16 protein-coding genes and 1 other annotated feature are annotated in these 14,869 nt (G+C 41.4%); of the genes, 11 read left to right on the top strand and 5 right to left on the bottom strand.

The genetic code is table 11. The features are described 5' to 3' along the window. Window positions 1-6 precede the first annotated feature (6 nt). From mnmA to KVT11_RS13105, 6 genes are all read left to right on the top strand, one after another. The gene (gene mnmA, locus KVT11_RS13130; RefSeq protein WP_008342709.1) at window positions 7-1,125 is read left to right on the top strand and encodes a tRNA 2-thiouridine(34) synthase MnmA; all 1,119 of its coding nucleotides are present in this window, start codon (window positions 7-9) and stop codon (window positions 1,123-1,125) included. 61 nt (window positions 1,126-1,186) lie between these two features. Next, window positions 1,187-1,840, top strand: coding sequence for a tetratricopeptide repeat protein (locus tag KVT11_RS13125; protein WP_008342707.1), 654 nt, complete (start codon window positions 1,187-1,189; stop codon window positions 1,838-1,840). Window positions 1,841-1,859: 19 nt separating this feature from the next. Next, window positions 1,860-4,244 (top strand): SF1B family DNA helicase RecD2, encoded by a 2,385-nt coding sequence (recD2, locus tag KVT11_RS13120; RefSeq protein ID WP_035390959.1) that lies wholly within the window; start codon window positions 1,860-1,862, stop codon window positions 4,242-4,244. 285 nt (window positions 4,245-4,529) lie between these two features. After that, window positions 4,530-4,988 carry a PRC-barrel domain-containing protein gene (locus KVT11_RS13115; protein ID WP_058214180.1) on the top strand — a complete coding sequence of 153 codons (459 nt, stop codon included), beginning with the start codon at window positions 4,530-4,532 and terminating at the stop codon, window positions 4,986-4,988. Window positions 4,989-5,001: 13 nt separating this feature from the next. After that, window positions 5,002-5,193 (top strand): hypothetical protein, encoded by a 192-nt coding sequence (locus tag KVT11_RS13110; protein WP_003216308.1) that lies wholly within the window; start codon window positions 5,002-5,004, stop codon window positions 5,191-5,193. Between the two features lie 20 nt (window positions 5,194-5,213). Beyond that, the gene (locus tag KVT11_RS13105; protein WP_008342695.1) at window positions 5,214-5,345 is read left to right on the top strand and encodes a YrzQ family protein; all 132 of its coding nucleotides are present in this window, start codon (window positions 5,214-5,216) and stop codon (window positions 5,343-5,345) included. Window positions 5,346-5,383: 38 nt separating this feature from the next. Here the strand turns inward: KVT11_RS13105 and KVT11_RS13100 are convergent, their stop codons facing one another. From KVT11_RS13100 to KVT11_RS13085, 4 genes are all read right to left on the bottom strand, one after another. Further along, complete coding sequence (locus KVT11_RS13100) at window positions 5,384-6,034, bottom strand: amino acid ABC transporter permease (RefSeq protein WP_008342693.1); 651 nt, start codon at window positions 6,032-6,034, stop codon at window positions 5,384-5,386. Window positions 6,035-6,049: 15 nt separating this feature from the next. After that, window positions 6,050-6,703 carry an amino acid ABC transporter permease gene (locus KVT11_RS13095; RefSeq protein WP_007501460.1) on the bottom strand — a complete coding sequence of 218 codons (654 nt, stop codon included), beginning with the start codon at window positions 6,701-6,703 and terminating at the stop codon, window positions 6,050-6,052. An 80-nt stretch (window positions 6,704-6,783) separates the two neighbouring features. After that, window positions 6,784-7,593 carry a transporter substrate-binding domain-containing protein gene (locus KVT11_RS13090; protein WP_210552103.1) on the bottom strand — a complete coding sequence of 270 codons (810 nt, stop codon included), beginning with the start codon at window positions 7,591-7,593 and terminating at the stop codon, window positions 6,784-6,786. Between the two features lie 14 nt (window positions 7,594-7,607). Beyond that, on the bottom strand, window positions 7,608-8,336 hold the full coding sequence (locus KVT11_RS13085; RefSeq protein ID WP_007501456.1) for an amino acid ABC transporter ATP-binding protein: 729 nt from the start codon (window positions 8,334-8,336) through the stop codon (window positions 7,608-7,610). Between the two features lie 224 nt (window positions 8,337-8,560). Here KVT11_RS13085 and KVT11_RS13080 point away from each other — a divergent pair, with 224 nt between their 5' ends. From KVT11_RS13080 to KVT11_RS13060, 5 genes are all read left to right on the top strand, one after another. After that, window positions 8,561-9,625, top strand: coding sequence for an AI-2E family transporter (locus tag KVT11_RS13080; RefSeq protein WP_210552102.1), 1,065 nt, complete (start codon window positions 8,561-8,563; stop codon window positions 9,623-9,625). A 43-nt stretch (window positions 9,626-9,668) separates the two neighbouring features. Further along, window positions 9,669-9,876, top strand: a binding site (T-box leader). Window positions 9,877-9,955: 79 nt separating this feature from the next. Beyond that, entirely contained in the window at window positions 9,956-12,592 is a 2,637-nt protein-coding gene (gene alaS / locus KVT11_RS13075) for an alanine--tRNA ligase (RefSeq protein ID WP_017367696.1), read from the top strand. An 89-nt stretch (window positions 12,593-12,681) separates the two neighbouring features. Then, on the top strand, window positions 12,682-12,948 hold the full coding sequence (locus KVT11_RS13070; RefSeq protein ID WP_024718370.1) for an IreB family regulatory phosphoprotein: 267 nt from the start codon (window positions 12,682-12,684) through the stop codon (window positions 12,946-12,948). Window positions 12,949-12,951: 3 nt separating this feature from the next. After that, window positions 12,952-13,368, top strand: a complete 417-nt coding sequence (gene ruvX, locus KVT11_RS13065; protein ID WP_003216519.1) for a Holliday junction resolvase RuvX — start codon at window positions 12,952-12,954, stop codon at window positions 13,366-13,368. Window positions 13,369-13,383: 15 nt separating this feature from the next. Further along, window positions 13,384-13,668: a DUF1292 domain-containing protein gene (locus KVT11_RS13060; RefSeq protein ID WP_017358102.1), complete on the top strand. Its 285-nt coding sequence runs from the start codon at window positions 13,384-13,386 to the stop codon at window positions 13,666-13,668. Window positions 13,669-13,730: 62 nt separating this feature from the next. Here the strand turns inward: KVT11_RS13060 and KVT11_RS13055 are convergent, their stop codons facing one another. Then, entirely contained in the window at window positions 13,731-14,819 is a 1,089-nt protein-coding gene (locus tag KVT11_RS13055) for a hypothetical protein (protein WP_116307223.1), read from the bottom strand. Between the last annotated feature and the right edge of the window lie 50 nt (window positions 14,820-14,869).

The following is a 14,869-nucleotide window of genomic DNA, read 5'->3' as shown; positions in this document are numbered from 1 at the left end:
ATGAAGATGACAAAAAGACCTGAAGACACAAGAGTTGTGGTCGGTATGTCCGGAGGCGTCGATTCATCAGTTGCTGCGCTCATGTTAAAGGAGCAAGGCTATGATGTGATCGGCATATTTATGAAAAACTGGGATGACACAGATGAAAATGGTGTATGTACAGCAACGGAGGACTATGAGGATGTCATTCGTGTTTGTAACCAGATTGGAATCCCATATTATGCAGTGAATTTCGAGAAACAGTATTGGGACAAAGTGTTTCAATATTTTCTTGATGAATATAAAGCAGGCAGAACGCCGAATCCAGATGTCATGTGTAACAAAGAAATTAAGTTCAAAGCATTTCTTGAGCATGCATTGTCGCTTGGAGCGGATTATTTGGCAACAGGCCACTATGCCCGTGTCGATAGAACCGGCGATGAAGTGAAAATGCTAAGAGGTCTTGATACAAACAAAGACCAAACTTATTTCTTGAATCAGCTGACTCAAGAACAACTTGATAAAGTGTTGTTCCCAATCGGCGATTTAGAGAAAAAAAGAGTGCGTGAATTAGCGAAAGAAGCAGAGCTCGCAACAGCAACGAAAAAAGATTCTACGGGCATCTGCTTTATTGGGGAAAGAAACTTTAAAACGTTCCTTAGCCAATATTTGCCTGCGCAGCCCGGTGTGATGCAGACAATGGACGGAGAAGTAAAAGGTGAACATGATGGACTCATGTATTACACGATCGGTCAACGCCAAGGACTTGGCATTGGCGGAAGCGGTGATCCGTGGTTCGTTGTTGGGAAGGACTTAGAGAAAAATATCTTATTTGTTGAACAAGGCTTCCACAATCCGCTTTTATACTCTGAAAGTATTTCAGCTGTTAACATCAGCTGGACTCGTCCTCATATTGTCGGCGAAAACGGTGAACTCACATGCACAGCGAAATTCCGATACCGTCAAGAAGACCATCATGTAAAAGTCAAAATGACAGGTGAGCAGGAAGCAATGGTGATCTTTGATGAACCCGTTCGTGCTGTCACTCCAGGACAAGCTGTTGTTTTTTATGATGGCGAAGAATGTCTTGGCGGCGGGACCATTGACGATGTCTTTAAAGATGGCCAAAAGCTGTCGTATGTGTAACATGTGTTAAAAACCTCAACGTCGCTGTTGAGGTTTTTTAATGAAAGGATGAAGAGAGCGAATGAATCATAACGAAATCGGTATTGAAGCTTTAAATCAGGGGAACATCGAACAGGCAGCTGAAGCTTTTACGAAAGCCATTGAAGAAAGCCCAAAGGACCCGGTTCCATATATTAACTTTGCGAATTTACTTTCAAGTGTTCATGAATTTGAACGTGCATTGAACTTCTTTCAAAAAGCCATTGAACTTGATCATACAGCAGCTGCAGCCTATTACGGAGCAGGAAATGTCTATACGATGAAAGAAGACTTTATGAAAGCGAAAGACTATTTTGAGCAAGCACTACAAGCTGGAATGGAAAACAGTGATTTGTTTTATATGTTAGGGCAGACACTGATGAAATTAGAGCAGCCGAAGCTTGCGATGCCTTATCTTCAGCGTGCAGTTGAGCTAAACGAAGAAGATAACGAAGCAAGATTTCAATTTGGCATGTGCTTAGCGAATGAACATCTGCTGGAGGAAGCGGTCGCAGTCTTTACTGAAGTGATTACGCGAGATCCGCAGCATGCAGACGCCTTTTATAATGCAGGTGTTGCGTATGCGTATTTAGAGAAAAAGGACGAAGCGCTTGAAATGCTAGGAAAAGCCATTGACGTGCAGCCTGATCATATGCTTGCATTGCATGCGCAAAAGCTGATTCAAGAGGCAGAATAACCGGAAGGAGGGAAGACCTGTGCAGGAACATCCAGATCAAATGAAGCTTGAAGATGAACCGTTTTTAAAAGGAACGGTTCAAGCCGTTATTTTCCATAACGAAAGTAATTTATACTCGGTGTTAAAAGTAAAAGTCATTGAAACATCAGAGAATTTAGAGGAAAAAACAGCATCTGTCACAGGGTACTTCCCAGCGCTTCATGAGGAGGAAACCTACACCTTCTATGGCAAGGTCACAAGTCATCCGAAGTTTGGCGAGCAGTTTCAAGCCACTCATTTTCAAAAGGAAGTCCCTACAACAAAGCAAGGCATCATTCATTATCTCTCTAGTGACTTGTTTGAAGGGATTGGAAAAAAGACAGCGGAAGAAATCGTCGGCAAGCTAGGCAATCAGACGCTTCATCAAATTATGCGTGATCCGTCTGTTTTGTATGACGTCCCTCGCCTGTCAAAAAAGAAGGCTGATAAGCTGGCTGCCGCACTTCAGGAGCATCAAGGGCTTGAGCAAATTATGATCAGCCTGAATCAATATGGCTTTGGTCCTCAGCTTAGTATGAAGATTTACCAAGCGTACGAGAGTGAAACGTTGCAGAAAATTGAAGAAAACCCTTATCAGCTCGTCAAAGACGTCGAGGGGATTGGATTTATTAAAGCAGATGAACTCGGCGCTAGAACAGGGATATCTGGAAATGATCCAGAACGCATTCGTGCAGCCCTTTTGTATACCGTTGAGACAGCAAGCCTGCAAGACGGTCATACGTACATACAAACGAAAGATCTGATCATCGAAACCCGTAAATTGCTGAATCAAACAGGCAATGACTACAAAGTGACTGAAATGGACGTTGCCAATCAGATCATTGCACTTGGTGAAGGGAAAGACATGATCATTGAAGATGATCGCTGTTATCATCCGTCGCTCTTTTATGCGGAGCAAAGTGTGGCAAAACGTATTCAAAAAATTGTCTCTCAAACAGAATATGCAGATCAATTTCCTGAATCAGAATTTCTGCTTGCACTCGGTGAACTGGAGGAACGGCTTGGTGTCCAGTATGCACCAACCCAAAAAGAAGCCATTCAAAAGGCACTCATGTCTCCAATGCTGCTTTTAACAGGCGGACCGGGTACAGGGAAAACGACGGTCATTAAAGGGATTGTCGAGCTTTACAGCGATCTTCACGGCGTTTCTCTTGACCCGGGTGATTATAAAAAAGATGAAGCATTTCCGTTCGTGCTTGCTGCACCAACTGGACGTGCTGCGAAACGAATGACAGAATCCACTGGACTTCCTGCTGTGACCATTCACCGGCTGCTAGGCTGGAATGGATCAGAAGGCTTCTCACATGATGAAGACCAGCCGATTGAAGGAAAGCTTGTCATCATTGATGAATCGAGTATGCTGGATATTTGGCTGGCGAACCATTTGTTTAAGGCGATCCCAGATCATATTCAAGTCATTATGGTTGGAGACGAACATCAACTTCCATCTGTTGGACCTGGTCAAGTGTTAAGAGACCTGCTTGCGTCACAAGCTATACCGGCAGTTACACTAACTGATATTTACCGGCAGGCAGACGGTTCAACAATTGTTGAGCTTGCGCATGATATGAAAAATGGTGTTTTGCCAAAGGATATTACTGCACGCTCGAAGGATCGATCCTTTATTCAGTGCTCTAGTGACCAAATGAAAGAAGTCATCGAGAAAGTGGTCAGCAATGCTGCTCAAAAGGGGTATTCAGCAAAGGACATTCAAGTGCTTGCCCCGATGTATAAAGGAAAAGCAGGCATTAATGAACTGAATAAAATGCTTCAGCAAATTTTGAATCCTAAAAAGCCAAAAGGAAGAGAAATTCCTTTTGGTGATGTCGTCTACCGGACAGGTGATAAGGTACTTCAGCTTGTCAATCAGCCCGAGAATAACATTTTTAATGGAGATATTGGCGAAATTGTCTCGATCTTTTATGCGAAAGAAAACACGGAAAAAGAAGATATGGCGGTCATCTCCTTTGATGGAAATGAAATCACGTTTACGAAAAAAGATTTTCATCAATTTACACACGCTTATTGTTGCTCGATTCATAAATCCCAGGGCAGTGAATTCCCAATCGTGGTGCTGCCAGTCGTGAGAAGTTATTATCGAATGCTTCGAAGAAATTTGCTTTACACGGCCATTACACGAAGTAAAAAGTTTTTAATTTTGTGCGGTGAGGAATCAGCATTAGAGTGGGGCGTAAAAAATAATGAAGACTCCCTCAGACAAACGTCTTTAACCATGCGTCTTACTGAAACGGAAGAAGTCATGGATGCTGAACTAGCAGCTCTCCAAAAAGAACTTCCTTTCAGCGTACACGATGCCAATATTGGTATGGAGGGAATCACCCCGTTTGATTTTATGCAAGAGTAAATGGCTTCCATGGAAGCCATCATATTGTTAAACAAAGGGCTAAAATGAACTTGATTTTAGCCCTTTGTTTTTTTTCAGCGTGAAAGAAAACCTTTGCAGTCTAGGAAGGACGAGTACTGGCGCGGAGCGAATTTGACATTCGTGAGCACCAGCACGCAGGACTGACAAAGAATGCGAGGGTTTGTCTACACGCTGATGGCTTCCTTCATGGAAGCCATTTCTTCGTATGAGTCATAGAGGAAACGCACACGATAAGACTGTTCCGAAAAGGTGGTTGATCACATTTTGAGAACATGTCGAGAGCTTGAAGGACTGACGATCTATACAGACGAGCTGTCTCATTCACTTGGGGCGATCAAAGATATTTGCTTTTTAGCCGGCGGCAGCTGCGGGGGATATGTTTTAGATGGGAAAAAGAAAGACTGTGCTTTCATTCCATTCTCTGCTGGCGACAAACTGACAGACAAAGGTCTATATGTGAGCTGCCAGAAGGGCATCGAGATAGATACCTCCGCCCCATCCTTCTTCTTTTCGAAATTAAAAAAGAAAATGATCCATACGCCAGATGGTGAAACATTAGGTGTTTTGGAAGATGTATACTTTTGCATGAATTCGGGCACAATCGTAGCATATGAACTCTCGGACGGCTTCTTTACAGAGCTATCAGGTATTCGAAAGCAGCTGCATGCTGCCGGAACCTTGATGGATGTTCAAAAGGAAGCACTTGTTCTAAACCGAACGTAAAGAGGTGCTGAATATGCTCATTTGCCCAAATTGCAAATGTAAAGACATCGGAAAAATTGGGGTCAATCAATATTATTGCTGGGGCTGTTTTATTGAATTGACACTGTCAAAAGGCAAAATATCTACTCACCAAGTGGAGGAAGACGGTACACTAAGCAGTTTAGACGACCTGTTTAGTGACGATGAACGTTCAATTCAACTATAAGTGTTAAGGGGGAATTTCGAATGGGCAAAATGACTTCTTCACTATTAACGCTTGGTGCAGGTGCACTCGCATATCACTTTGCAAGTCGATATGATATGCCATCTAAGCGGGATATGAAAAAGATGAGAAAACGAGTTATGCGAATGCTTTAAACAAAAAGGGACATCCACCATGAGCGGATGTCCTTTTTTTATGCCTGCCTGTACTCTAATCTCCGTGCAAGTATAGACAAGCTGAAGTTCACAACAAAATACATCATGGCGGCCAAGAGGAAAATAGGAAGTAAATAAGATTGGCTTTGACCATTTAAAATCTGCGCGTGATGCAATAGTTCTGGAAGGGCAATCACAACGGCAAGCGATGTATCTTTTAAAAGAGAAATAAATTGGCTGACAATCGGCGGGACCATTCGGCGTAACGCCTGTGGCATGATAATCATTTTTAACGTTTGAATATACGTTAAGCCAGAGGATCTGGCCGCTTCGATTTGTCCCTTATCAATTGATTTTAACCCACTGCGAATGATTTCTGACAGCATGGCGGATTCAAACACGGTTAAAGCCGCAATGGCAGAGGCCGTGATGCTCAGCTTAATACCAATTTCAGGCAGGGCGAAATACGTAAAAAAGATGATCAGCAAAAGCGGTAGGTTCCGAACAGTTTCAACAATGACCGCAAGCACCTTTGATAAAATAGGGATTTGTGCGAACCTCAATGTGCCAACGACTAATCCGATGATAAAGCTTAAAATGATGGAGATAAAAGCCACTTTTAAGGTGACAGCAAATCCTTCAAGTAAAAAGGCGAGATGATCGGGCTGGTAGGCACCTATAAAATCCATTGTGTTTCCTCCTTTCTAGTGGCTTCGGGCTAATCTTTTTTCTAAATACCCAACGCCTAGACTAAGCGGAATGGTCAATAGAAGATAGAACATAGCAACAAAAATGTATACATCAAATGTCACAAACGTTCTCGAAGCGATAAGGTCTCCTTGGTACATCAGATCAAACCCTGCAATGACACCTAAAATAGACGAGTTTTTCACAAGGTTGATAAATTGATTCCCAAGTGGTGGAATGACAATTTTGATGGCCTGCGGCAGAATAATATATCGCATCGTTCCGCCATATGACAGACCAGAAGCTCTAGCAGCTTCCATTTGTCCAAGCGGTACAGCTTGTATACCTGCACGAATGGCTTCAGCGATAAAAGCAGACGTATAAATGGAGAGGGCAATGGTTCCTGCTGTAAAGCCATCTGCCACAATGCCAAGTACCGGTAAACCAAAAAAGAACACAAAGGTGATCAATAATAACGGAATATTCCGAATAAATTCCACATAAGCCGTCCCTAACCAGTTGAGCGGCCTTAGTGGCGCAATTCTCATAATGGCAATGAGTGTACCGATGAAAAAGCTTCCAATCAACGCAATGACACTTGCACCAATCGTATATTTAAACCCTTCTAAATAAAGATGGAAGTTCTCAGTTAAAATGGAAAACCGCAGCAATCAGTTCACTTCCTTCCTAATCAACAGAGGAGCCGGCAAGCGGCTCTCCTGAGGGTGTTGAGATTGATCGAGTCAATTGATTATTCTTTGATCCATTTTTTATGAATCTTGTCATACTCTCCATTATCTTTTAATGCCTTTAACGCTTTATTAATGGCTTCTGTCAATTCTTCATCGCCTTTTTTCACAGCGATGCCATAAGGCTCATCGGTAAATGTTCCGCCAACGACTTCATAATTTGAATCTTCGTCTGCCATGCCAAATAAAATTGCATTATCAGTTGTCAGAACTTGCCCTTGATTTGATTTTAAGGCTGTAAAGGCTTCTTGGTAATTTTCAAATTCTAAAACGGATGCTTCTGGTGCTTTTTCGCGAATGTTTTGAGAAGAAGTGGACCCTTTCACTGCAAGCACCTTCGTACCTTTTTTAAGATCATCAATCGATTGAATGTCGCTGCCTTTTTTCACAAGCAGTGATTGTCCTGCTTCAAAGTAAACATCTGAGAAATTGACCTCTTTTTTACGCTCTTCTGTGATCGTCATTGTGGCAACAATGGCATGAATATCTCCTTTTTGCAGTAAAGGAATTCTTGTTTTAGATGTCACTTCTTTGAATTCTGCTTTTCCTTCATCACCGAGCATTTCTTGAGTGATCGCTTTTGCGATATCAATATCAAACCCTTCAATATCCCCGCTACTAGGATTTTTTAGACCGAATAAACGAGTATCGTTTTTCACACCGAAAACGATTTTTTTGTCTTTCTTAATGGCTTCTAATGAGCTGCCTTGTTTTGCATCGGTTGAGCCTTTCTCGGCAGATCCACAAGCAGCGAGAGCGATCATACAGCAAGTCATCAACAGTAATAGGCCAAAGCGTTTCATTTTTTTCATCAAATTCATTCCCCCTAGTGATTTAAAATACGGCTTAAAAAGAGCTGAGCGCGTTTCTCGCGCGGTTTTTCATAAAAGGCAGCTGGTGTAGATTCTTCAAGAATTCTTCCTTCATCAATAAACACAATGCGGTCCGCGACTTCACGGGCAAACCCCATCTCGTGCGTGACAACAACCATTGTCATTCCTTCCCTTGCCAGCTGTTTCATCACATCTAGTACCTCTCCGATCATCTCTGGATCAAGAGCTGATGTTGGTTCATCGAAAAGCATGACCTCAGGTTTCATTGCAAGTCCCCTTGCGATTGCCACACGCTGCTGCTGTCCTCCTGAGAGTCTAGAAGGGTAGGTGTCTGCTTTTTCAGGAATGCCAACTTTATTTAAATAAAATTCAGCTGTTTCCTTTGCTTCTTCTTTGCTCACTTTTTTAACCTTCATCGGCGCAAGCATAATGTTTTCAAGCACCGTCTTATGCGGATAAAGATGGAAGTGCTGAAACACCATCCCGATATTTTGCCTGATGAGATTGATGTTGGTTTTCGGATGCTGAACAGACACTTGATTGACAAGGACTTTTCCTTCATCAATGCTTTCAAGACGATTGATACATCTGAGCATCGTGCTTTTTCCAGACCCTGAAGGACCGATGATCACAACAACCTCACCTTTTTGAATATGTAGGTTAATGTCCTTAAGTACATGGAACTGGCCGTAATGCTTGTTGACTTCTTCGAATGTGATCATGAAGAACCTCCTCTTCTAATGATTGAGATAAAGCGGATTCTAGCATAAATGAGGCAAAAATAAGAAAATAATGGAATATTTTCTAACGAGATTTTACAGCAAACAGTGACTTTGGATGGAGCTGTATGTTTCATGTGTATTCATTTTTAACAAAGTTAGGACAAATTTTATTTACATGGATAATTGCAGAAGTTGGTTAAACAATAAGAAGAGAGGTGAAAAAGGTGAAGAAACGTCCGATCGAGTTTCTAATATATGCTGCAGGTGTACTGCTTGTCCTTGCGTCTTTACTCATTTTGGTTCAGCTCGACGAGTTATGGATGCCTATTTTTTTATTGCTCAAAGCGGTTTTGATCCCGCTTCTTATCGCTATTTTTATTTCTTATCTTCTTTATCCCATTGTTGAAAGACTACATAAGCGAGGTTTGCCAAGGACGGTCAGTCTCTTATTGATATATGTGCTGTTTTTTGGCGGCATTGGTTTGGCTGTGTATAAAGGGGCACCGGTTTTAATCGCTCAGTTAAATGAATTGTCGGAGCAAATTCCCATGCTTGCCGAAACGTATAATGGTGCTTTATCACATGTTCATCGTCATACAAGTCACTGGCCTGATGGACTGCATGAACGGCTGGATCGTTTTATTGCCCAATCTGAGACGTATGCCGCAAATGGGGCAGAGCGGATGATTCTAAGCTGTAAAGTACTGCTTGATTACGCCTTAGTTGCTGCACTTATTCCTTTTCTTGTCTTTTATATGGTAAAAGATATGAACACGATGAAGCGGGCAGCATGGTATTTAACCCCGCCAAGCTTCCGAAAAAGGGGACATGCCTTTGTGAAAGCAGTGGATGACTCACTTGGGGATTATATTAGAGGGCAATTGCTTGTCTGTTCTTTAATTGGAGGTGCTGCCGCCATTGTTCTTTGGCTGTTTCATATTCCATATCCGCTTGTACTAGGTATGTTAATCGGCGCAACGAATGTCATTCCGTATTTTGGCCCGGTTATTGGAGCGATTCCAGCTGTCTTTATCGCTTTTACCATCTCAGTGAAGTCAGTGATCATTGTGCTAATTACAGTAGCCGTGCTTCAATTTTTAGAAAGCAATGTACTAAGTCCGATCATTGTCGGGAGAAGCCTGCATATGCATCCTGTCGTGATCATGCTGGTGTTACTCGCTGGAGGGGAGCTGTTTGGCTTGATTGGGATGATTTTAGCCGTGCCGTCCGCAGCCATTATCAGGGTCATCATTGTGCAATATATTCACATGAGACGAAGCGTTCATTGACAAGACGAGCTGAGTTGTCTATAATAATTTCGATTCATACATATTGAATTCAATGACGGACCCGAGTACGTTAAAAAGCTGTTGCAGAGAGAGGCTTTGTTTGCTGAGAAAAGCCTTATCAGACCTTTAACGGAAGCTAGTCCCGAGTGCAGATAAACACTGCCGCTCTCTTCCGGCGTTATCGGATGTGAAGGTGATAGACGCATATGTCTATAATCAGGGTGGTACCGCGAGAGCATCTCGTCCCTGTGTAAGTAGTTTTTTGCTTGCATAGGGCGGGATGTTTTTTCGTTTGTGTGAAGATTGAGGAATAATAAAGGAGGATTTATGATGAAAACTTTAACTTCAGCTCAAGTACGTCAAATGTTTTTAGATTTTTTTAAAGAAAAAGGACATGCTGTCGAACCGAGTGCGTCCCTCGTACCGCATGACGATCCAACACTTTTATGGATTAACAGCGGGGTGGCAACATTAAAGAAATACTTCGATGGCCGCGTCGTGCCTGAGAATCCACGTATTTGCAACGCACAAAAATCAATTCGTACAAATGACATTGAAAATGTAGGGAAAACAGCACGCCATCATACGTTTTTTGAAATGCTGGGCAACTTCTCTATTGGAGACTATTTCAAAGAAGAGGCAATCGAATGGGCTTGGGAATTCCTCACAAGTGACGAGTGGATTGGCTTTGATCCGAATCTGTTATCTGTAACGGTACATCCAGAGGATGAAGAAGCATATGTTCTTTGGAGAGATAAAATGGGTGTCCCTGAGGAACGAATTATTCGTCTAGAGGGCAACTTCTGGGATATTGGCGAGGGGCCAAGTGGTCCGAATACAGAAATTTTCTATGATCGCGGCGAAGCATATGGCAACGACATGAACGACCCTGAATTATATCCAGGCGGAGAAAATGAACGTTATCTAGAAGTATGGAATCTTGTTTTTTCTGAATTTAACCATAATCCAGATGGTACATATACACCGCTTCCGAAGAAAAACATTGATACAGGAATGGGTCTTGAGCGTATGGTCTCTGTGATTCAAAACGTACCGACGAACTTTGATACAGACCTGTTCATGCCGATTATTCGTGCAGTAGAAACGATTTCTGGAGAAAGCTATGGGGAGTCAAAAGAAAAAGACACAGCATTTAAAGTCATTGCTGACCATATTCGTACTGTTGCCTTTGCCGTCAGTGACGGAGCGCTTCCTTCTAATGAAGGCCGAGGTTATGTGTTAAGACGTTTGCTGCGCCGTGCTGTGCGTTATGCAAAAACGATCCATATCCACCGTCCATTCATGTATGATCTAGTTCCAGTTGTTGCGGAGATCATGAAGGATTTCTATCCAGATGTTCAAGCAAAAGAAGAATTTATTGCAAAAGTGATCAAAAATGAAGAAGAGCGTTTCCATGAGACACTGAATGAAGGGTTAGCCATTTTATCAGAAGTGATCAAAAAAGAACGAGACAATGGCAGCTCACAAATTTCCGGTAAAGATGTGTTTAAGCTTTATGACACATATGGATTCCCGGTCGAACTCACAGAAGAATATGCTGAAGATGAGAACATGACAGTCGATCGTGAAGGCTTCCAGCTAGAAATGGAGAAGCAGCGTGAACGTGCAAGAAATGCCAGACAAGATGTGGGCAGTATGCAGGTTCAAGGCGGGGCTTTAGGCGATATAAAAGCAGAAAGTACGTTTGTTGGCTACGAAAATTTAACTGCAGATGCTCGTATTATCGAATTGCTTCAAAACGGTGAAATTGTCACAGAAGCACACGAAGGGGAAACGGTGCAAATTTTATTAGATGAAACACCTTTCTATGCGGAAAGCGGCGGACAAGTGGCGGATAAAGGAACGTTAAAAAGTGCCGAAGCGATCATTGATATCAAAGATGTGAAAAAGGCGCCAAACGGCCAGCATGTCCACGAAGGAGTCGTCGTAAGTGGTACGGTTCAAAAAGGCATTGAAGTCACTGCAGAAGTCGAATCAGCGCTTCGAAAAGGCATTGTGAAAAATCACACAGCGACACATCTTTTGCACCAAGCGCTAAAAGATGTATTGGGCAGCCACGTTAACCAAGCGGGTTCACTTGTGAATGAAAACAGACTTCGCTTTGACTTTTCTCACTTTGGACAAGTAACAAAAGAAGAATTGTCACAAATTGAAAAAATCGTCAACGAAAAGATTTGGGAAGGCATTTCGGTTGCCATTGACCTGAAACCAATTGCTGAAGCAAAAGAAATGGGCGCAATGGCGCTGTTTGGCGAGAAGTATGGCGATATTGTCCGTGTTGTGCAAGTGGGTGATTACAGCATCGAGTTATGCGGAGGCTGTCACGTTCAAAACACTGCGGAGATCGGATTGTTTAAAATTGCATCTGAATCGGGTATTGGTGCTGGAACACGCCGTATTGAGGCTGTAACAGGTAAAGGTGCTTATGAAGAATTAAATGATCAGCTTGCGATTTTAGAAAAGGCAGCTAATGAACTGAAATCAAATACAAAAGATGTACCAAAACGCATCGCTTCCTTGCAGGCTGATTTAAAAGAAGTTCAAAGAGAAAACGAATCACTTCTTGCGAAATTAAGTCAAGCAGAAGCTGGCTCTATTTTGGAAAAAGTTATCGAAGTTGGCGGAGTGAACGTGTTAACTGAAAAAGTAAACGCCAAAGACATGAACCATTTAAGAACGATGGTTGATGAATTAAAAGCGAAATTAGGTTCAGCTGTCATCGTACTTGGTGCCGTTCAAAATGGAAAAGTCAACATTTCAGCCGGTGTGACAAAAGATGTCATTGAAAAAGGTCTTCATGCAGGAAAACTTGTGAAGCAGGCAGCTGAAATTTGCGGCGGAGGCGGAGGCGGACGCCCAGATATGGCACAAGCAGGCGGGAAACAGCCAGAAAAGCTTGAAGAAGCACTGGCAACTGTCGAAGAATCTGTCAAATCCGTTTTATAATCAGTCAATGTAGTGTAGAATAATGGTATTAGATGAGCGGTTAGAAAAAAGCTTGCTAGTAGAATGTTGGAAGAGAGGTGCAAGAAGCAGTGAGTTCATTTGATAAGACAATGAAGTTTAACTTCTCTGATGATTCAGCTGAAACCAATGTGAATGAAGTGCTCATAACAGTTTATGACGCACTCCAAGAAAAAGGATACAACCCGATCAATCAAATTGTCGGATACTTGCTGTCAGGCGACCCTGCTTATATTCCAAGACATCAGGATGCACGCAACCTAATTCGTAAACTAGAACGAGACGAATTAATTGAGGAATTGGTTAAATCGTACTTAGAGACACATAAAGAGGCGTAAAACATGAGAATTTTAGGCTTAGATTTAGGCACGAAAACCCTTGGTGTGGCAATCAGTGATGAAATGGGATGGACAGCTCAAGGGATTGAAACCATTAAAATTGATGAAGCAGGCGGAGACTTTGGTCTCAGCCGCCTGTCTGAGATCGTCTCGCAATATGGAACGGATAAAATTGTCCTTGGTTTTCCAAAAAATATGAACGGTACGGTCGGTCCAAGAGGCGAGGCCAGCCAATCATTTGCGAAAGTGTTAGAAAACACGTACAATGTTCCTGTTGTGCTTTGGGACGAGCGTCTGTCAACGATGGCAGCAGAAAAAATGCTCATCTCTGCAGATGTGAGCAGACAAAAGCGTAAAAAAGTCATTGATAAAATGGCGGCTGTTATGATCCTTCAAGGGTATTTAGACAGCTTAAATTAAAATGAGGTGAATCAAATGGAACACGGAGAAAAGCAAATTACAATCGTTGATGATAATGGAAATGAGCAGCTTTGCGAAGTACTATTTACTTTTGAAAGCGACCATTTTAACAAATCATATGTTCTTTACTACCCAATTTCTGAACAAGATAACGAAGAAATTGAAATTCATGCATCAAGCTTCACACCAAACGAAGACGGTGAAGATGGCGAATTAGAGCCAATTGAAACGGATGAAGAGTGGGACATGATTGAAGAAACGTTAAATACGTTCTTAGATCAAGAAGACGAAGAAGAATAGAACGAATAAAAGGCCTGTGAAGCAGATGAGAGTTATCTGCATGATCACAGGCCTTTTATTATTTATGGAAGCTTTGAAGTGATGGTTAACTTTTGATTATTTCGTTGTGCATTTTGAAAGTTAAGTAAATAAAGACCATGATCAAATGTTAAATGAAAATGATTTTCTTTCTTTAGTGAACCAATTTTTTTGATGGAATCGTTCTTCTTTTTAAGTATCGTGTAACCACTCTTTTTAGGTTCATCTGTTTCGACGAAAAATCGATTATGATCATCAATCACGATCGATCCGATATCCGAGTCAGTGTTCTTAATTAGTTTAGATTGTTTTGTGTTTATGTCATAAAAGATTAATTGGTTTTTATTGATTGTTCCTTCCGAGTCAGTAAAAGCCTTCTCGTAAACAAATTGATGATCGTTAATGAGTTGACTATTATTGATTAAACTTTGATTTAATGGGATTTTTTTAAGCGACTCAGTAGTCAGATTGTAAATGTATGCTTGCTGCTTTCCATTGTCTTTATTAAAAAAGAGAAGCTTATCATTGTGAACAGAGAGATGGGCGTTATTCATTGAGTCTAGTTTAAAGAGCTTTTTTGTCTGCTTTTTTTTGAGATCTTTCATATAAATATGAGTAGCATCCTTTTCTTCATCATGAGATATCCACACTGCACGATGACCTGTTAATTCAAGAGTGTCACTTAATGTCTCCGAAGTGTTATTCTTTTTGATCGACTCTATCTCTTGTGTGCTCAAATTCATGACGTAATAATTCATCTGTCCGCCTAATTCATCACTGTCAATCCAAACGACCCAGTCTTTATTAGCTTTTAAACCTTGAATGGAAGAACGCTCGAAAGTGGTTGTAAATAGTATGTTGCTTTTCTGTGTCTTTCTATTAAATTCAACTACTTTATTTGCCATCTTTGAAGGACTATGGTCATCTACACTTAAAAATAAACGATCTCCAATGGCTGAAACAGAGTTTGTCACAAGATAGTTGAGCATAGTTGTATGACCAAATTCTTTGTCCTCAATTTTAAACTCTATTTTATGATCTTCTGAAACGGTCTTTTTTTGACTACATCCGCCTAGATATAAAAGAGTTACTGAACCAATTAGTATCATTAAAATATAAAAGATTTTACGCAAAATGTGTTTCCTCCAGTATGTACTTTCACTAAGATATAGGTATTAATGAA

Source organism: Bacillus sp. GbtcB10, from assembly GCF_019091365.1.
In the GTDB taxonomy this organism is placed as follows: Bacteria; Bacillota; Bacilli; order Bacillales; family Bacillaceae; genus Bacillus; species Bacillus altitudinis.
This window is presented reverse-complemented; position numbering and strand designations above follow the sequence as displayed.

Bases quoted from the DNA above. Each gene is read 5' to 3' on its own strand.
- mnmA (WP_008342709.1), top strand. From the start codon at position 7: ATGACAAAAAGACCTGAAGACACAAGAGTTGTGGTCGGTATGTCCGGA.
- KVT11_RS13125 (WP_008342707.1), top strand. From the start codon at position 1,187: ATGAATCATAACGAAATCGGTATTGAAGCTTTAAATCAGGGGAACATC.
- KVT11_RS13110 (WP_003216308.1), top strand. From the start codon at position 5,002: ATGCTCATTTGCCCAAATTGCAAATGTAAAGACATCGGAAAAATTGGG.
- KVT11_RS13105 (WP_008342695.1), top strand. From the start codon at position 5,214: ATGGGCAAAATGACTTCTTCACTATTAACGCTTGGTGCAGGTGCACTC.
- KVT11_RS13100 (WP_008342693.1), bottom strand. From the start codon at position 6,034: ATGGATTTTATAGGTGCCTACCAGCCCGATCATCTCGCCTTTTTACTT.
- KVT11_RS13090 (WP_210552103.1), bottom strand. From the start codon at position 7,593: ATGAAAAAAATGAAACGCTTTGGCCTATTACTGTTGATGACTTGCTGT.
- KVT11_RS13085 (WP_007501456.1), bottom strand. From the start codon at position 8,336: ATGATCACATTCGAAGAAGTCAACAAGCATTACGGCCAGTTCCATGTA.
- alaS (WP_017367696.1), top strand. From the start codon at position 9,956: ATGAAAACTTTAACTTCAGCTCAAGTACGTCAAATGTTTTTAGATTTT.
- ruvX (WP_003216519.1), top strand. From the start codon at position 12,952: ATGAGAATTTTAGGCTTAGATTTAGGCACGAAAACCCTTGGTGTGGCA.
- KVT11_RS13060 (WP_017358102.1), top strand. From the start codon at position 13,384: ATGGAACACGGAGAAAAGCAAATTACAATCGTTGATGATAATGGAAAT.